This is a genomic window from Bradyrhizobium sp. UFLA03-84 (genome assembly GCF_002289535.1).
Classification (GTDB): Bacteria; Pseudomonadota; Alphaproteobacteria; order Rhizobiales; family Xanthobacteraceae; genus Bradyrhizobium; species Bradyrhizobium viridifuturi.
In genome coordinates this window covers 150,405-167,257 of the sequence record NZ_NSJY01000017.1, presented here as the reverse complement: position 1 = coordinate 167,257, position 16,853 = coordinate 150,405, and the positions used below count along the sequence as shown (strand labels likewise).

Annotated in this window: 16 protein-coding genes; 6 read left to right on the top strand and 10 right to left on the bottom strand. The window is 64.9% G+C overall.

Annotated elements, in window-relative coordinates; genetic code table 11:
* Positions 1-38: 38 nt before the first annotated feature.
* Together CK489_RS33415 and CK489_RS33410 are read right to left on the bottom strand one after the other, a co-directional pair.
* Complete coding sequence (locus tag CK489_RS33415) at positions 39-983, bottom strand: alpha-E domain-containing protein (RefSeq protein WP_095735299.1); 945 nt, start codon at positions 981-983, stop codon at positions 39-41.
* Between the two features lie 8 nt (positions 984-991).
* Positions 992-2,410 carry a circularly permuted type 2 ATP-grasp protein gene (locus CK489_RS33410; RefSeq protein ID WP_050625548.1) on the bottom strand — a complete coding sequence of 473 codons (1,419 nt, stop codon included), beginning with the start codon at positions 2,408-2,410 and terminating at the stop codon, positions 992-994.
* A 225-nt stretch (positions 2,411-2,635) separates the two neighbouring features.
* On the opposite strand from CK489_RS33410, the gene CK489_RS33405 reads away from it, so the two are divergent.
* The 3 genes from CK489_RS33405 (at position 2,636) to CK489_RS33395 (ending at position 4,658) form a co-directional block, all read left to right on the top strand.
* Positions 2,636-3,388: a competence/damage-inducible protein A gene (locus CK489_RS33405; protein ID WP_050625549.1), complete on the top strand. Its 753-nt coding sequence runs from the start codon at positions 2,636-2,638 to the stop codon at positions 3,386-3,388.
* A gap of 6 nt (positions 3,389-3,394) precedes the next feature.
* Positions 3,395-3,922, top strand: a complete 528-nt coding sequence (gpt, locus tag CK489_RS33400) for a xanthine phosphoribosyltransferase (RefSeq protein ID WP_050625550.1) — start codon at positions 3,395-3,397, stop codon at positions 3,920-3,922.
* Between the two features lie 112 nt (positions 3,923-4,034).
* Positions 4,035-4,658: a hypothetical protein gene (locus tag CK489_RS33395; protein ID WP_095735298.1), complete on the top strand. Its 624-nt coding sequence runs from the start codon at positions 4,035-4,037 to the stop codon at positions 4,656-4,658.
* Between the two features lie 13 nt (positions 4,659-4,671).
* Here the strand turns inward: CK489_RS33395 and CK489_RS33390 are convergent, their stop codons facing one another.
* Positions 4,672-5,694: a methionine synthase gene (locus CK489_RS33390; RefSeq protein ID WP_095735297.1), complete on the bottom strand. Its 1,023-nt coding sequence runs from the start codon at positions 5,692-5,694 to the stop codon at positions 4,672-4,674.
* 98 nt (positions 5,695-5,792) lie between these two features.
* Between CK489_RS33390 and CK489_RS33385 the strand changes: the two genes are divergently transcribed.
* From CK489_RS33385 to CK489_RS33375, 3 genes are all read left to right on the top strand, one after another.
* A complete protein-coding gene (locus CK489_RS33385) occupies positions 5,793-6,497 on the top strand; it encodes a glutathione binding-like protein (protein ID WP_095735296.1) in 705 nt (234 codons plus the stop codon).
* 99 nt (positions 6,498-6,596) lie between these two features.
* Positions 6,597-7,208 (top strand): 2-hydroxychromene-2-carboxylate isomerase, encoded by a 612-nt coding sequence (locus CK489_RS33380; protein WP_095735716.1) that lies wholly within the window; start codon positions 6,597-6,599, stop codon positions 7,206-7,208.
* Positions 7,208-8,182: an NADPH:quinone oxidoreductase family protein gene (locus CK489_RS33375; RefSeq protein ID WP_095735295.1), complete on the top strand. Its 975-nt coding sequence runs from the start codon at positions 7,208-7,210 to the stop codon at positions 8,180-8,182. Before CK489_RS33380 ends, CK489_RS33375 begins: the two co-directional genes overlap by 1 nt.
* An 83-nt stretch (positions 8,183-8,265) precedes the next feature.
* Here the strand turns inward: CK489_RS33375 and CK489_RS33370 are convergent, their stop codons facing one another.
* The 7 genes from CK489_RS33370 to CK489_RS33340 all read right to left on the bottom strand — a co-directional run bounded on the left by CK489_RS33370 (position 8,266) and on the right by CK489_RS33340 (position 16,850).
* Complete coding sequence (locus CK489_RS33370) at positions 8,266-8,940, bottom strand: alpha/beta hydrolase (protein WP_050625554.1); 675 nt, start codon at positions 8,938-8,940, stop codon at positions 8,266-8,268.
* On the bottom strand, positions 8,937-9,827 hold the full coding sequence (locus CK489_RS33365; protein ID WP_095735294.1) for a crotonase/enoyl-CoA hydratase family protein: 891 nt from the start codon (positions 9,825-9,827) through the stop codon (positions 8,937-8,939). Before CK489_RS33365 ends, CK489_RS33370 begins: the two co-directional genes overlap by 4 nt.
* A 129-nt stretch (positions 9,828-9,956) precedes the next feature.
* Positions 9,957-11,375, bottom strand: a complete 1,419-nt coding sequence (locus tag CK489_RS33360; RefSeq protein WP_095735293.1) for an amidase — start codon at positions 11,373-11,375, stop codon at positions 9,957-9,959.
* The gene (locus tag CK489_RS33355; RefSeq protein ID WP_095735292.1) at positions 11,368-12,540 is read right to left on the bottom strand and encodes a M20 aminoacylase family protein; all 1,173 of its coding nucleotides are present in this window, start codon (positions 12,538-12,540) and stop codon (positions 11,368-11,370) included. The genes CK489_RS33360 and CK489_RS33355 overlap by 8 nt, the downstream gene beginning before the upstream one ends.
* A 6-nt stretch (positions 12,541-12,546) precedes the next feature.
* Positions 12,547-14,067: a M81 family metallopeptidase gene (locus tag CK489_RS33350; protein WP_095735291.1), complete on the bottom strand. Its 1,521-nt coding sequence runs from the start codon at positions 14,065-14,067 to the stop codon at positions 12,547-12,549.
* Between the two features lie 234 nt (positions 14,068-14,301).
* A complete protein-coding gene (locus CK489_RS33345; RefSeq protein ID WP_095735290.1) occupies positions 14,302-15,966 on the bottom strand; it encodes an ABC transporter ATP-binding protein in 1,665 nt (554 codons plus the stop codon).
* Entirely contained in the window at positions 15,963-16,850 is an 888-nt protein-coding gene (locus CK489_RS33340; RefSeq protein WP_095735289.1) for an ABC transporter permease, read from the bottom strand. Before CK489_RS33340 ends, CK489_RS33345 begins: the two co-directional genes overlap by 4 nt.
* Positions 16,851-16,853 lie beyond the last annotated feature (3 nt).

The window sequence follows — 16,853 nt, the reverse complement described above, 5'->3', positions numbered from 1 at the left end:
GCCATGACGACAATTTGAGCGATTTTGGGCCGTATCGGTCAGATCAGATACTGCTTGGTGATGATCTCACCCAGCCGCGAGTTGTCAGCGATGAATTCCTGGATGAATTCGTGCACGCCGTGCTGGAAGATATCGTCCATATGGCTGTGCTCGAGCCGGTTCCTGATGCCGCGGGCGTGGCGCTGGGAGGCGCCCTGGCGGCCATAGGCGACGCCGATCTGGTCCAGATTGCGCACCAGATTGCTGTAGCAGCTGGCGAGCGAGCGCGGCAGCGTGTCGTTGAGGATGAGGAGGTCGGCGATCAGCCAGGGTTTCAGGGTTTCGCGGTAAACCCAATGATAGGCGGTCGTCGCCGATACCGAGCGCAGGATCGAGGTCCACTGGTAGTAATCCAGCGGGCCGCCGACATGTTCTGCCTCGGGCAGCAGCATATGGTACTTCACGTCGAGGATCCGCGCGGTGTTGTCGGCGCGCTCGAGATGCACGCCAAGCCGCGAGAACCAGTATGCGTCGTTGCGCAGCATGGTCCGGTAGGCCGAGCCGTCGAACCGCAGCGAGGTCTCCTGCACGAAGCGCAGGAATTTGGCCAGCTCCTCGCGGTTGGCGGGACCCTTGTTCCAGACGGCTTGCAGCTCGATCCACGCTGAATTGATGGTGTCCCACATCTCCGACGTCAGCGCGGTTCGCACCGAGCGCGAATTGAGCCGGGCCGCCTCAATGCAGTTCTTGATCGACGACGGATTTTCCGAGGAGAAGGAGAGATATTCGATGACGTTCTGCTGGTTGGCTTCCTGATAGTGATCGTAGAAGCTCGCGCCGACGCCGGCGGTAAGCAGTGCGGAGTCCCACTCGTTGGTCTTGCCGATATAGGCCGCGGGCAGCGCGGTGACGCGGAGCGTGGCGTCGATCGTGCGCGCGAGATATTCGGCGCGTTCGACGTAGCGGGCCAGCCAGAACAGGTTTTCAGCGGTGCGCGACAGCATGCTTTCAACTACTCGCTCAGTATCCAGGTGTCCTTGGTGCCGCCGCCCTGGCTCGAATTGACCACGAGCGAGCCCTCCTTCAGCGCCACCCGCGTCAGCCCGCCGGGCACGATGGTGGTGTGGCTGGAGCCGGTCAGCACGAACGGGCGGAGGTCGACATGGCGCGGCGCCAGGCCCTTGTCGGTGCAGGTCGGGCAGGTCGACAGCGCGAGCGTCGGCTGGGCGATGAAGCCTTCCGGCTCGCGCTTGAGCTTGTCGCGGAACGCCTCGATGGTCGCCTTGGTGGCGGCCGGGCCGATCAGCATGCCGTAGCCGCCCGAGCCGTGCACCTCCTTGACGACGAGGTCGGCGAGGTTGTCGAGCACGTAGGACAGATCCTGCGGTTCACGGCAGCGCCAGGTCTGCACGTTCTTCAGGATCGGCTCCTCGCTGAGATAGAACTTCACGATGTCAGGCATGTAGGAGTAGATCGCCTTGTCGTCGGCGATGCCGGTGCCGACTGCGTTGGCGAGCGTGATGTTGCCGGCGGCATAGGCCGACATCAGTCCGGGCACGCCGAGCGCGGAATCCGGCCGGAAGGTGAGGGGATCGAGGAAATCGTCGTCGACGCGGCGGTAGATCACGTCGACCCGTTTCAGCCCCTCGGTGGTGCGCATGAACACCTCGTCGTTCTTGACGATGAGGTCGCGCCCCTCGACCAGCTCGATGCCGAGCTTGTCGGCCAGGAACGAGTGCTCGTAATAGGCCGAGTTGTAGACGCCGGGCGTCATCAGCGCGACCGTGGGTTCTGCGGAGGCGCTGTGCGGGGCGACCGAGCGCAGCGCCGAAAGCAGTTCGTCGGGATAGCGCTCGACCGGCGCGACGCGATGCCGTGCGAACAGGTCCGGAAACAGCCGCATCATGATCTCGCGGTTTTCCAGCATGTAGGACACGCCGGACGGCGTGCGCGCATTGTCCTCTAGCACGATGAAATTGTCGGGATCGGTGCGGATGATGTCGATGCCGGCGATATGGACGTAGATGTCGTGCGGCACGTCCTGGCCGTTCATCTCCGGCCGGAACACCGGGTTCTGGAAGATCAGGTCTTCGGGGATGACGTTGGCACGCAGGATGTCGCGGCCGTGGTAGATGTCCTTCAGAAACATGTTGAGCGCGAGCACGCGCTGCTTCAGGCCCTTCTCCAGCAGCGTCCACTCGGTCGCGGACATGATGCGCGGGATGACGTCGAACGGGATCAGCCGTTCCTGGGCTTCGGAATCGCCATAGACCGCGAATGTGATGCCGATCCGGCGGAACAGCAGCTCCGCTTCCTGGCGTCGATATTCGAGCGCGTCCGGCGGCGTCTCTTTGAGCCAGCGGGAGAGCTCCTGGTAGGCCGGGCGGAGATCCTCGCCGAGGCCATTCATCTCATCGAACGCGACTGCCATATATCCCGACTGCCCTCCCAAGCCATGAGACACAGTGCATGACTTGATGGGATGGTAGCAAGGGGCGGGCCAGCGCGATATGCATTGGCGTGCGGCATTTGCTAGGGATAGCCAGGAAGGCCTGCCCGAAAAACCGGCTTAGGTCTGCTTAATTCGGCGGCAAAACCCCGTGACATCAAGGCATTGGATCGGCAATGTCAGGGGATCAAGTTAGGGAATGAGACCATGAGCGAGATCGTCACGGCGGGGATATTGGTGATCGGCGACGAGATCCTGTCCGGCCGGACCAAGGACAAGAACATCGGCTTCATCGCCGAATACCTGACCAATATCGGCATCGACCTGAAGGAGGTCCGTGTCGTCGCCGACGACGAGGCCGACATCATCTCCGCCCTTGATGCGCTGCGGCATAGATACACCTACGTGTTCACGACAGGCGGCATCGGGCCGACCCATGATGACATCACCGCCGACAGCGTGGCGAAGGCGTTCGGGGTCGATATTCACCATCACCCTGACGTGGTGGCGCGGTTCAGGGAGCGCTGGAGCGAGCAGGACCTCAACGAGGCGCGGCTGCGGATGGCCCGGGTGCCGGATGGCGCCGAGCTGATCCAGAGCGCGACCATCCTGGCGCCGGGCTTCAAGCTCGGCAATGTCATCGTGATGGCCGGCATCCCCACCATCATGCAGGCGATGATGGACATCGTGGCGCCGACCCTGAAGTCCGGCGTGCGGATGCTGTCGGATTCGGTCCGCGCCGACGCGCGGGAGGGTGACATTGGCGGCCCGCTGCGGGCGATCGCGGAAGCCAATCCCGACACCATCATCGGCAGCTATCCGTTCCAGGACGAGAACCAGAAGCCGAACACCAATCTGGTGGTCCGCTCGCGCGATCCGGAGAAGCTTGCCGCCGCGATGGCCGCAGTGAAAGAGATGTTGAAGCAGGTGCAGGCCGCGCAGAAGAAGCCGGCGGGTTGAGACGATATGGTCGAGAAAAATTCTGAACCGAATGTGCAGGATCGGGCGGGCAGGCCGTTCCCGGTCTCGTGGGATCAATTCCACCGGGATTGCCGGGCGCTGACCTGGCGGCTCAATGAAGTCGGTCCGTTCCATGCGGTGGTCGCGATCACCCGCGGCGGGCTGGTGCCGGCGGCGATCGTGGCGCGCGAGCTCGGCTTGCGGGTCATCGATACCGTCTGCATCGCCAGCTACGACCACGACAAGCAGGGCGACCTGAAGGTGCTCAAGGGCATTTCGGAGCAGACCGCCAAGCTCGGCGGCGGCACCGGCAAAGGACTCTTGATCGTCGACGACCTCGTCGACACCGGCAAGACCGGCAAGCTGGTGCGCGAGATGCTGCCCGACGCGCATTTCGCAACGGTCTATGCCAAGCCGAAGGGCCGGCCGCTGGTCGACACCTACATCACCGAGGTGTCGCAGGACACCTGGATCTTCTTTCCTTGGGACACCGCGCTGTCGTTCCAGCCGCCGATCCGCGACGGGGCGGCTTGAGTTGACCCGTCATTGCGAGCGAAGCGAAGCAATCCACGGCTCCGAATATGCGGTAGCGTGGATTGCTTCGTCGCTTCGCTCCTCGCAATGACGCATTGGTTAGAGGCGCGCAATGCCCCTGCAAAACCGCGTCACACCGACAGGCGAGATCGTTGCCACGGACCACCGCGGCACCTTCACCGGCAATCGCGGCATCATCCACGATCCGGCGACCCGCACGCTGCTGAACAAGCGCTGGTCGTCGCCGGCGTGGCTCACCTGCGTCTGCGAGTTCAGGGGACGGCGGCGCGAGGTGATGCGCCGGCAGAGCTGGACCGAACTGTTCTTCCTCGATGAGGCAACCGCCTTCGCGGCCGGACACCGGCCCTGCTTCTACTGCCGCCGCGACGACGCCAACCGGTTTCGCGCCGACTGGGAGCAAGGCAATGGGGTGAGAGATCTCAGCGCCAAGGCGATGGACGCGGTGCTGCACGCCGAGCGGATGGACCACGGCAAGAAGCGGCTGCATCCCCTGCCACTGTCGATGGATGCGTTGCCCGACGGGACGATGGTGCAGGCAAGCAGGGAAAGCTATCTCGTCGCGAACGGGAAAACCTTGCGGTGGTCTTTTGCCGGTTACGAGCGCGCCGAGGTAACCGCGCCCGCGATGCTGCTGACACCGCCTTCGACCGTCCGTGCATTTCAGGCCGGCTATCGGCCGGTGCTGCATCCGAGCGCAGCAGCCGCGCTCAGCTGAGCCGCCGGCATCCTTACGCCAGCCGCTGCCGCGCCAGCTTTGCTCCCGCGCCGAGTGCGCTCAGCTTGGCTTCGGCGATATCCCGCCGCATCGGCGCCATGCCGCAATTGGTGGTCGCGATGATGTTGCCCTTCGGGACGTGCTTGGCGACCGCCTCGATCACCTTGACGACATCCTCAGGGGTCTCGACCTCGTCGCTGGCGACGTCGATCACGCCGGCCTGCACAATCTTGCCGGGGAGCGCGGCGAGCAGATCGATCGGCACCTTCGAGTTGCGGCACTCGATTGCGACCTGCTGGATCGTGCTCTTGTCGATGACCGGGAAGGTCTCTTCATACTGCCGCCATTCGCCGCCGAGCGTCTCTTTCCAGTCGGTGTTGGCCTTGATGCCGTAGCCGTAGCAGATGTGTACGGCGGTGGCGCAGGTGAGGCCTTCTGCGGCGCGCTCCAGCGCCTTGATGCCCCAGTCGCGCACCTGGTCCATGTAGACGTTGAAGGCCGGTTCGTCGAACTGGATCATGTCGACGCCGTCGGCCTGCAACGCCTTGGCTTCCTGGTTCAATAGCTCCGCGAAGGCGAAGGCCATCTTGACGCGGTCGCCGTAATATTGGTCGGCGATGGTGTCGATGATCGTCATCGGGCCGGGCAGGGTGAACTTCAGTTTGTTTTTGGTGTGGGCGCGCGCCGCACGTGCCTCGCTCTCATGGACGCGGCCCTTGAGCTGCAGCGGCGCGACCACCTGCGGCACCATGGCTTTGTAGCGGTCCTTGCGGATGCCCATCTCGACCTTGTGGGCGAAATCGATGCCCTCGATCCGCTCCAGGAAACCGTGCACGAAGTGCTGGCGCGCTTGCTCGCCCTCGGTCACGATGTCGACGCCGGCGTCCTCCTGCAGCTTGACCGCAAGGATCGTGGCGTCGCGCTTGGCGCGGGCGAGCTCGGCGCCATCAGACTTCCAGGGCGCCCACAGCACGTTCGGCTCGGCGAGCCATTCGGGCTTCGGCAGCGAGCCTGCGATCGTGGTTGGAAACAGCATGGGTGCCTCCCGATGGGTCCTGATTGAGCGCCTGTGTGCCATGTCCTAAGCTGGACGTACAGAACAACAAAAGTCTTTGTGACGGGGAATAGACGCCGATGATCGACCTGCACTACGCGCCGACGCCGAACGGCTGGAAGATCTCGATCATGCTGGAGGAACTCGGGCTACCCTATACGGTGATCCCGGTGAACATCCGCGCCGGCGAGCAGTTTCGGCCCGAATTCCTGGCGATCAGCCCGAACAACCGTATCCCCGCCATCGTCGATCATGCCCCTGCCGACGGCGGCGGGCCGTTCTCGGTGTTCGAGACCGGCGCGATCCTGATCTATCTTGCCGACAAGAGCGGCCGTTTCCTGTCCCGCGAACTCCGCGCGCGGTCGATCGCCATCCAGTGGGTGATGTGGCAGGTGGGCGGCCTCGGCCCGATGCTCGGCCAGCACGGCCATTTCGCGCTCTATGCGGCCGAGAAGATTCCCTATGCGATCGAGCGCTACCGCGACGAGACGGCGCGGCTCTATGGCGTGCTCGACCGCCAGCTCGGCAAGACCGGCGCCTATATCGCCGGCCCCGACTATTCGATCGCCGACATCGCCTGCTTCCCCTGGACCATGACCCACAAGGCGCAGGGCTTCACCCTCGACGACTATCCGAACATCAAGCGCTGGTATGCGACCGTGCGCGCCCGTCCGCAGGTGCAGGCGGGACTTGCGATCGGAAAATTCGTCAAGGAGCCGTTCGACGAGGAGTCGCGCAAGAACATGTTCGGCCAGCGCGCGAAAGAGCTGGTCGAGAAGAAATAACGTCCGTTATTCCGTGGCGCGACACGGTCGCGATGCCCGCGTCTTGCGGCGGATCGCGGAATGACGACAATGGATGCGGAAAAGATAAAGGGAAACGCCATGATCGAATTCTTCTTCGACTGTTCCAGTCCGTGGACTTACCTCGCCTGGCACAACATCCAGCCGCTGGCGAAGGAGTTCGATACTCCCATCACCTGGCGGCCGATCCTGGTCGGCGGCATCTTCAACACCGTCAATCCGTCTGTTTACGCGCAGCGCGAGAAGCCGGTGCCGCTGAAGGCGCGCTACATGAAGAAGGACCTCGCCGACTGGGCGCGCTCGGCCGGCCTTGCGATCAAGATGCCGCCGACCGTGTTTCCGGTGAACAGCGTCAAGGCGATGCGCGGCTGCATCTGGCTCGGCAACGAGAAGATGGTGCCGTTCGCGCGTGCGGTGTTCGAGGCCTATTGGGGCGACGACAAGGACATCTCGCAGGATGCGGTGCTGAGCGAGATCTGCGGCAAGCTCGGGATCGATCCGGCGCAGTTCCTTGCCGGCATCGGCGATCAAGCGATGAAGGACCAGCTCAAGGCCAACACCGAGGAGGTGATGGCGCGCGGCGGCTTCGGCTCGCCCACGATCTATCTCGACAAGACCGACATGTATTTCGGCAATGACCGCCTGCCGTTGATCCGCGAAGCCCTGGCACGTCTCAAGGCGCGAGCCGCCTGATGCCGAAAGCCGTCGTTTGCCGCGAACTCGGCCCGCCCGAGCGTCTTCAGCTCGAGAATTTTGCTTCGGTGCCTTTGCAGCCGGGGCAGGTGCGCGTGGCGATCCGTGCCGCCGGGATCAATTTCCCCGACATCCTGATGGCCGCGGGTGAATACCAGCTCAAGCCGCCGCTGCCGTTCACGCCGGGCTCGGAAGCCGCCGGCGATGTCGTCGAAGTCAATGATGCGTCCGGTGTCGCGGTCGGCGACAAGGTGATCGTCAAGATGCGCCACGGCGCCTATTGCGACGAGACGGTTGCCGTGCCGTCGCAACTCGTGCCGGTGCCGTCGACTTTCGACTATGCCGAGGGCGCGACCTTCCTCGCCGCGCACGGCACCGCCTATCACGCGCTGATCGACCGCGGGCAGATGAAGCCGGGTGAGGTGCTGCTGGTGCATGGCGCCGGCGGCGGCGTTGGGCTTGCAGCGGTCGAGATCGGCAAGCTGCTCGGCGCCACGGTGATCGCGGCGGCGTCATCCGAGGAGAAGCTTGCGATCGCCAAACAACGGGGTGCGGATCATCTCGTGCTCTATGCGCGTGAGCCGTTCCGTGATGCGGTCAAGCGCCTCACCGACGGCCGCGGCGCCGACGTCGTGTTCGATCCCGTCGGCGGCGAGGTGTTCGAGAACTCGATGCGCTGCATCAACTGGGGCGCGCGGATTCTCGTCGTCGGATTCACCGGTGGCATCGGGCTCGCCCGCACCAATCTCTTGATGATCAAGGGCGCAAGCGTGCTCGGCGTTCGCGCAGGTGAGGCGGTGCGGAAGGACCCGGCGCTCGGCGAGATCAGGTTCAAGGCGCTGAACGAGTGGGCCGAGGCCGGCCAGGTGCGGCCAAATATCTCGCATCGGCTGCCGCTGGAAGACTACGCGAAGGCGATGCGATTGCTGATCGAACGCAAGGCAATCGGGCGTGTGGCGCTGCTGACCAGATAGCCGTCGTTGCGAGGAGCAAAGCGACGAAGCAATCCATTGCGCCGCATATGCAGTAGTAGGGATTGCTTCGCTCGCAATGACGGCTAGCCGTTTGCAAACTTCCCGTCTCTCAAAAATGCGATGGTCTGCGCAATCGCATCGGTGTTGCGCACCAGCCAGGGATGCGAGGTGCGGATCACGATATGATCGGCCATGCCGTCGAGCCTGGTGTTGGCGACCGAGACCCGGCCATCGTGCGGTCGGGGCAGTCCCATGGACGTGATCGGATAGACCGAGCGGTTGCCGGCGATGATGCCGGCTTCATAATCGATTGTGGGCAGCAGAGCGCTGGTCGCGGCATCGCGGCGGGTGACGAGCTGCTGGCCGGCGGGGCCGAAGTAGGCGCGATAGGCGGCGAGGTTCTTCAGGCGGTCGGCGATCTCGCTGCCGCCGTTCGGCGTACCCAGCATCACGACGCGGCCGAGCCGCACGGGGCGATGTCGTGCGAGGTACACGCGGGCCAGCAGGCCGCCCATCGAATGGCAGACGAAGTGCACGGGGCCAGTGAGGTTCTGCGCGAAACGATCGAGTGGGGGATGGATGTCCTCGGCCAGCGCATCGAGCCCCTTGCGCCGGCTGTCATAGTCGAGATTGAGGGTGGCAAAGCCGGCATCGCCAAGCGCCAGCTCCATCCTGCGAAACGAACGCGCCGTCCTGCTGATGCCATGCAGCAGGACGACGCCGTCGGATGTGGACGCCGCTTGACGTCGTTCGCTCACTTATAGTCGCGCTCTTGCCACCACGGGAAATAGTCGGGCATGTCGGACGAGACCTTGTTCTTGAACTGTGCCGGCCGCTTCTCCAGGAACGACACCACGCCTTCCTTGACGTCCTCGGAGCGGCCGCGGGCATAGATGCCGCGGCTGTCGACCTTGTGCGCCTCCATCGGATCGTCGGCGCCCAGCATGCGCCACATCATCTGGCGGATCAGCGCCACCGACACCGGCGCGGTCTTGGCCGCGAATTCCTTGGCCAGCGCACGCGCGGTCGGCAGCAACTCATCCGGCGGCACCACTTTGCTGACGAGCCGGCCGGCGAGCGCTTCCTGCGCCGGGAAGACGCGGCCCGAGTAGCACCATTCCAGCGCCTGCGAAATGCCGACGATGCGCGGCAGGAACCAGCTCGAGGCGGCCTCCGGCACGATGCCGCGCTGGGAGAACACGAAACCGAAGCGCGCGGCTTCGGAGGCGATGCGGATATCCATCGCAAGCTGCATGGTGACGCCGATGCCGACCGCGGGACCGTTCACCGCGGCGATCACGGGCTTCAGGCATTTGAAGATGCGCAGCGTCACCTGGCCGCCGCCGTCGCGGACCTGCGGATCGCTGTAGTCGACGCTGCCGTCGGCATTGCGCTTGACCGGGCCGCGCCGCGCATCGCGGTCGAACGTGTTGGCGCCGGAGGAGAGGTCGGCGCCGGCGCAGAAGCCGCGGCCTTCGCCGGTCACGATGATCGCCCTGACGTCGTCGTCCTTGTCGGCCTTGTCGAACGCGTCGATCAGCTCCTGCTGCATCGTGGCGTTGAAGGCGTTGAGCTTGTTGGGCCGGTTCAGCGTGATGGTTAGGATCTGCTCGGCGACCTCGTACTTGATCGTCTCATACGCCATGGGGATGATTTCCTCTCGGTTTTCTTGAATGAACGACGTGCGTCGCATTCAGTTAACCCGGCAATCTTCCCTTGTGAAGAAGTCGGATGCGCAGGCTGAGCTCCGCGCATCCCCACTTGCGTTGAGGCGCTACTTCTTCGGCGGCGTCGGCCACGGCTTCTGCGGGCCGCGCAGGCCTTCGAACGCCTTGCCCATGGCGAGCACGCCGATGTCGTCGAAGCGGCGGCCGATGATCTGGACGCCGATCGGAAAGCCCTTCCTGTCATAGCCGCCGTTGATCGACAGCGCCGGGTTCTCCGACATATTCCACGGCACGGTAAAGCAGATGTGCTCGAACGGCTTTGCCGGATCGTTCAGCGGTGCGGCGAACTCCGCGGGGAAATTCACCACCGGCGACACCGGCGAGATCACGTAGTCGACCTCGCAGAACAACTTTGCAGCAGCCGCGCGGATCGCCATGGTCTGGTTGAAGCCGCGCACCACGTCGACGCCGGAGAGTTTTGCGCCGGCCTCGGCCCAGTTGAGGATGTAGGGCAGGGTCTTGCCGCGATCGTCTGCAGACAATTTCGTCAGCTCGTCCCAGGTCCGCGCGCGCCAGAAATTGTCGAGCCCCTCGAGCATCTCGGGCGTCAGGATGCCGTCGATCTCGGTGATCACGGCACCGGCAGATTCGAACGCCTTCGCCGCCTTGACGACGATCTCGCGAACGTCCTTCTCGACCTTCTGGCCGGATCCGGCATCGAGCATCAGACCGATGCGCAGCTTGCGGGGCGACTTCTCCAGCGCCTTCCAGTTCACCTCGAGCGCCGGCAGGCTCATGCCGTCGCGTCGATCCGGGCGCGACAGCACGCTCATCATCAGCGCGGCGTCGTCGACGGTGCGGGTCATCGGCCCCGCGACGCGGCCGACATAGGGCGGATCGATCGGCACGCGGCCGAGGCTCGGCTTCAGCGCGACGAGGCCGCACCAGGAGGCGGGCAGCCGCACCGAGCCGCCGATGTCAGTGCCGAGATGCAACGGGCCGTAGCCGGCAGCACCGGCCGCGCCCGCGCCGGAGCTCGAGCCGCCGGGGTTCTTGCTGACATCCCAGGGATTGCGGGTGAGGGGATGAAACGACGACAGGCCCGACGACAGCATGCCGTAATCCGGCATCGTGGTCTTGGAGAAGATCACGCCGCCGGCTTCGCGCAGCCGCGCGGCAGGCGGGGCATCCTTTTCCGCGGGCGCGAGCTTGACGCTGGCGGCGCCGAGCGGCACCGGCTGGCCCTTGGTCGCGACATTGTCCTTGATGGTGACGGGCACGCCATCGAGCGTGCCGGCCGGCTCGGCCTGCTGCCAGCGCTCGGTCGAGGCCTTGGCGACTTTCCGCGCCCCGTCGGGGTCGTACAGGTACAGCGCCTTGATGTGCGGCTCCCAGGTCGCGACCTGGGAGATGATTTCCTCGAGCACTTCCGAGGGCGAGAACTGCTTGGCACGATAGCCGGCGAGCAGGTCGACGGCGGAGAGATCGTGCAGCGACGTGATGGCGTCCGCTTTCGGCTTATGCATGCGCACCTGCCGGCATACGTTTCTCGATGATGCGGGCGAACATGCTGGCGCCGATCGGCAGGATCTTGTCGTCGAGAACGTAACCGGGATTGTGCACGGGCACTGAACCGTCATGACCGACCCAGAAATACGCGCCGGGAATGGCCTGCATCATGTCGGCGAAATCCTCGCTGCCCATCTTGGGCGTCGAGCGCGTGATCACCTTGGCCGGATCGACCACGGTGCGCGCGACTTCCTCGACAACGCGGGACTGCTCTTCCTGATTGACCAGCACGCTGAAGCCGTCGCGGATCTCGACCGAGATTTCGGCACCATACGCGGCGGCAAAGCCGGCGCAGATCTCGCGCATGCGAGTGCGGATCAGCGCGCGGATCTCATCGGAGAAGCAGCGCACCGTGCCGCACATCCAGGCGTCCCCGGGAATGACGTTGTAGGCCGAACCGGAATGGATCTGGGTGATCGAGAGCACCGCTGCCTGCAGCGGATCGACGTTGCGGCTGACGATCGACTGCAACGCCTGTCCGAGCGTCATCGCGATCACCACCGCGTCCTTGGAGCGCTCCGGCATCGCGCCATGGGCGCCATAGCCCTGGATCCTGATGTCGAAGAAATCGGCGGCGGCCATCGCTGGTCCCGGCAGGATCGCGATCTCGCCATGGTTGAGGTCGGGCGCGTTGTGCAGGCCGTAGACCTCGTCGCAGGGGAACTGCTTGAACAGGCCGTCCTTGATCATGGCACGGGCGCCGCCGAGCCCTTCCTCGGCCGGCTGGAAGATGAAGTGCACGGTGCCGTCGAAATTGCGGGTCTCGGCGAGATAGCGCGCCGAGCCGAGCAGCATCGTGGTGTGGCCGTCATGGCCGCAGCCGTGGAAGCGGCCGGGAATCGTCGAACGCCACTTCAGATTGGTGTTCTCCTCCATCGGCAGCGCGTCCATGTCGGCGCGCAGGCCGATCTTCCGGGTGCCGCTGCCCTTGCCCTTGAGCACGCCGACCACGCCGGTGCCGCCGAGGCCGCGATGCACTTCGATACCCCAGCTCGTCAGCTTCTCGGCGACGATGCCCGAGGTGCGGACCTCCTCGAAGCCGATCTCGGGATGCGCATGCAGATCCCGTCTGATGGCGGTGAGTTCGTCGGCAAAACTGTCGATGCGCTCAATGGTCGGCATGGCTGTCTATCCGTCTGTGCGTGATGGGGAGGAGGGGGTGAAAGTCGGGCCGTTAGGCTTGATACGAATGCCCGGTCGCAAATGTTTCCACGGCAGCGTGGCGGGATCGGCGGGCATCGGCCCGGGCGCGGCGCAGATCAGCAGTTTCTCGGCGATCGGCTCGAAATCGGCGCGGAAGTGCACCGAACTCTTGTTGACCAGGATCTTCTGCGCAGTCGGCTCGATGCCGACATAGCGGTACATCGCCTGGTCTGCGAGCTGCGCCTTGTAGGAGCCGACGACGACGCGAACGTCGCCGACCCGCAGGCAGGCGGAGGGTCCCATGTCCATGTCGCGTCCGCCGTAAAATGGCCCCGGCGCGACGAACCGGCCGTCGGAGAGCTTCTCGACGACGAAGGTTTCCCGGTAAGGCGCATCGCCCGGAATACCGGACTTGCCGCCGAGGTCGAGCGTGACTGTCGCACCGACTCCGGCCGCGTGCGCAGCGCGCGCCGATTGCGGGTCGCAGATGACGCCGGTGGCCGCACTTGCTCCGTTGCGCACCAGCGCACGCAGCATGCCCGTGGTGTCGGAATTGCCGCCGGCGCCGGGATTGTCCTGGGTGTCGGCGATCACGATCGGCTTCGACGCCGATGCCGCGAGTTTCATCGCAAGCAGCACGCCCTCGTCGGGCATATAGATCGGGCCGTCGAAATCGTTCTCGTGGCTTTCGACCAGCGCGACCATGCTGTCGGCGGCAGCGTCGGCATCGGCTTGGGTCCGGCCATAGGCGAATACGCTCGGGCCGCAGTCCTTGATATCGGCGGCCGGGAAGCCGAACGCAAACGAAAGCGTCGGAACAGCGTCGCTCTCCAGCGCCGCAAGCTTCTGATAGATGCCCTTGGCCGGCTGGTCGTTGGTGCATTGCCAACTGATCGCGATCAGGAAAGGCAGCTGCCGGAACGCCTTTGCGAGAGGTTGCCTGGAGTTGAGCAACAAGGCCAAATGCCTGGCGCAGGCGCGGCCAGTATCGGCCATGTCGACATGCGGATAGGTGCGGTAGGCGATCAGCGCATCGGCATGTTCGATCATCTCGGGCGAGACGTTCGCGTGCAGATCAAGGCTCGCAACCAGCGGAATGTCCTTGCCGATCGCCTTGCGCACGCGCGCGAGGATTTCGCCTTCGCCGTCGTCATGGTGCTCGGTCACCATGGCGCCGTGCAGATCGAGGTAGACGGCATCGATCGGCCCGGCTGCGACGATGCCGTCGACCATGTCCTTGACGATCCGCTCGAAGGCGTCCTTCGTCACATGCGCCGACGGCGTCGCACCGGTCGCAATCGTCGGCGCCAGCTCCCAGCCATAGGCCTCCGCCGCCTCGACAAAGCCGGCGAGGCCGGCATTGATCTTGCGCATCACCTTGAGCACCTCGGCGCCGCGCGTCATCGACGGCCAGCCGCCGCCATGCACGAAGTCGTCATAGGTTGCCTTCGTCGGTGCGAAGGTGTTGGTCTCGTGCAGGAAGCCGCCAACGGCGATGCGGGTCATCAAGTCGGTCTCGACACGTTTCTTCGATGATGAGGCGATTTGGAAGCAATCGCATCATCCCGTCATTTCAGTTTGAGCATGATCGTTCGAAAGCCGGTTCGCCCTTTCCGGATCGTGCTCTGGCGCGCGACGTTAAGCGTGTCGTCGCGCCAAGCGCAAGCCGGGGAGCACTGCCGGAATTGCATGCCCTATGGGCGTATTGAAAGGCCCACAGTTCAGGCTAAGGCTAAAGACCTAGGCGGTTGCCACAATGCCTTCCGAAACCGGGCGGAAGTTGGCGAAGTCCCAGCCGCGTCCGGGTGCCGCCTCGAGCAGCGCACGGGTATAGGCCTGCTGCGGATTGGTCAGCACCTCGGCGGCCGGTCCCTGTTCCACGACCCGTCCACGCTGCATCACGGCGACGTCGTCGCAGATTTGTGCGGCGACGCGCAAATCATGTGTGATGAACAGCAGCGCGATGCCCAGCCGCCGCTGGATCTCGTCGAGCAGATCCAGCACCTGCGCCTGCACCGAGACGTCGAGCGCGGATACGGCTTCATCGGCCACCAGCACGTCGGGATCGAGCGCCAGCGCGCGGGCGATCGCGATGCGCTGGCGCTGGCCGCCGGAGAACTGGTGTGGATAGCGCGAGATGGCGTCGGGCGGCAGATGGACCAGCTCGAGCAGCTCGCGGGCCCGCACCAGCGCGTCCTTGCGCGGCATGCCGTAATTGATCGGGCCCTCGGCGATGCTCTCGCCGACGGTGACGCGGGGATTGAGCGAGCGGTAGGGGTCCTGGAAGATGATCTGGATCTTCTGCCGATGCGGCTGCAGCAGCCGGCGCGACAGGTCGGAAATCTCGCGGCCGGCAAGCCGTACCCCGCCCGAGGTCGGATCGATCAGCCGGACGATGCAGCGCGCCACCGTCGACTTGCCGGAGCCGCTTTCGCCGACGATGCCGAGCGTGCGACCCTTGCGCAGCGTCAGCGTGACGTTGCTGGCGGCCGCGACCTCACGGGCTTTGCCGTAGAGCGACCGCTCCCGGTAGACCTTGCTGAGTTCGTTGGCTTCCAGCACCACGGGCTCCGATGTCTCCGGGCGCGGCGCGCGCGGCACCAGGCTCGGCACCGAGGACAACAGGTTGCGGGTGTAGTCCATCTTCGGATTGCGCAGCACGTCCTGCAGCGGACCGGCTTCGACCAGGCGGCCGTGCCGCATCACCGCGACGCGGTCGGCGATCTCGGCCACCACGCCCATGTCGTGGGTGATGAACAGAACTGCGGTGCCGTGATCGCGCTGCAGATCGCGGATCAGGGCGAGGATCTGCTTCTGGGTGGTGACGTCGAGCGCCGTGGTCGGCTCGTCCGCGATCAATAGCTTCGGCTCCAGCACCAGCGCCATCGCGATCATGATGCGCTGGCGCTGTCCGCCCGACAGGCGGTGAGGGTAGGACGAGAAGATGCGCTCCACATCGGGTAGCCGCACATGCTCCATCATCGCCAGGATCTTCTGGCGCCGCGCGCGGGAGTCGAGATCGGTATGGGCGCGCAGCACCTCGTCGATCTGTCGGCCGACCGGCACCACGGGATTGAGCGCGGTCATCGGCTCCTGGAAGATCATCGCCATCCGCGTTGCGCGCAACTGGCGCAGCCGCCGGTCGGTCGCGGTGAGCAGTTCCTCGCCGACCAGTTTGACGCTGCCGCCGGACGGCACCAGCGTGCCCTTCTGCTGCAGGCCCATCACGGTGAGCGAGGTCACCGACTTGCCCGAGCCGCTTTCGCCGACCAGGCAGAGCGTCTCGCCCTCGTGCACCTGGAGGGAGAGGTCGTCGATGATGCGATGCGCGTCCGCCTTGCGGCCGAGGCCGACGACGAGGTTGTTGATGTCGAGGACGACGTTGGAAGGGTTGGTTGTGGTCACTTGCCCTCACGCTGCTTCATGCGGGGATCGAGCGCGTCGCGCGCGGCGTCGCCGATCAGGTTGATGCTGAGAATGGCGATCGAGAGCAGAAGCCCCGGCCAGAAGATCAGCGACGGCTTGATCTGGAAGAACGCGCGGCCCTCGGCCATGATGTTGCCCCAGGTCGGCGTCTCCGGCGAGATGCCGGCGCCGAGGAACGACAGGATCGCCTCGGTCAGAATCGCGGACGCGCAAACGTAAGTGCCTTGCACGATCAGCGGCGCGATCGTGTTCGGCGTCAGATGCCGCCACATGATCTTCGGCAGGCTGGAGCCGAGCGAGATCGCGGCCTCGACATAGGGTTCCTCGCGCGCGGTCAGCACCACCGAGCGCACCAGCCGTGCCACGCGCGGGATCTCGGGGATGGTGATCGCGACCATCACGGTCCAGATGCTGGCGCCAGAAAGCGACACCACGGCGATCGCGAGCAGGATGGCGGGGATCGCCATCAGGCCGTCCATCACGCGCATCAACACCGCATCGACCCAGCGGAAGAAGCCGGCGACGAGGCCGATCAGGAGCCCGACGGCGATCGAGCAGACGGCGGCGCCGATCCCGATGATCAGCGAGATTCGGGCGCCGTAGATGATGCGCGACAACAGGTCGCGTCCATAAGCATCAGTGCCAAGCAGGTACTGCGCGCTCGCCGGCTTCAGCCGCTGCGCCGGCGTCAGCAAGAGTGGATCATGAGGCGCAAGGAGCGGCGCGAAGATCGCCATCAGGATGATGAGGACGAGGCAGATCGTCGCAACTGCGATGATCGGCGTCGACGTCAGGAAGCCGAACTTGACGCGGAACGGCCGGGTGACGGGGAGGGAGGATTCGGGGAGGGTATCGATCGCCATTGC

Excerpts from the sequence above, each read along its gene's own strand:
- CK489_RS33415 (WP_095735299.1), bottom strand. The coding sequence starts at position 983 with ATGCTGTCGCGCACCGCTGAAAACCTGTTCTGGCTGGCCCGCTACGTC.
- CK489_RS33410 (WP_050625548.1), bottom strand. The coding sequence starts at position 2,410 with ATGGCAGTCGCGTTCGATGAGATGAATGGCCTCGGCGAGGATCTCCGC.
- CK489_RS33405 (WP_050625549.1), top strand. The coding sequence starts at position 2,636 with ATGAGCGAGATCGTCACGGCGGGGATATTGGTGATCGGCGACGAGATC.
- gpt (WP_050625550.1), top strand. The coding sequence starts at position 3,395 with ATGGTCGAGAAAAATTCTGAACCGAATGTGCAGGATCGGGCGGGCAGG.
- CK489_RS33395 (WP_095735298.1), top strand. The coding sequence starts at position 4,035 with ATGCCCCTGCAAAACCGCGTCACACCGACAGGCGAGATCGTTGCCACG.
- CK489_RS33390 (WP_095735297.1), bottom strand. The coding sequence starts at position 5,694 with ATGCTGTTTCCAACCACGATCGCAGGCTCGCTGCCGAAGCCCGAATGG.
- CK489_RS33385 (WP_095735296.1), top strand. The coding sequence starts at position 5,793 with ATGATCGACCTGCACTACGCGCCGACGCCGAACGGCTGGAAGATCTCG.
- CK489_RS33380 (WP_095735716.1), top strand. The coding sequence starts at position 6,597 with ATGATCGAATTCTTCTTCGACTGTTCCAGTCCGTGGACTTACCTCGCC.
- CK489_RS33375 (WP_095735295.1), top strand. The coding sequence starts at position 7,208 with ATGCCGAAAGCCGTCGTTTGCCGCGAACTCGGCCCGCCCGAGCGTCTT.
- CK489_RS33365 (WP_095735294.1), bottom strand. The coding sequence starts at position 9,827 with ATGGCGTATGAGACGATCAAGTACGAGGTCGCCGAGCAGATCCTAACC.
- CK489_RS33360 (WP_095735293.1), bottom strand. The coding sequence starts at position 11,375 with ATGCATAAGCCGAAAGCGGACGCCATCACGTCGCTGCACGATCTCTCC.
- CK489_RS33355 (WP_095735292.1), bottom strand. The coding sequence starts at position 12,540 with ATGCCGACCATTGAGCGCATCGACAGTTTTGCCGACGAACTCACCGCC.
- CK489_RS33350 (WP_095735291.1), bottom strand. The coding sequence starts at position 14,067 with ATGACCCGCATCGCCGTTGGCGGCTTCCTGCACGAGACCAACACCTTC.
- CK489_RS33340 (WP_095735289.1), bottom strand. The coding sequence starts at position 16,850 with ATGGCGATCGATACCCTCCCCGAATCCTCCCTCCCCGTCACCCGGCCG.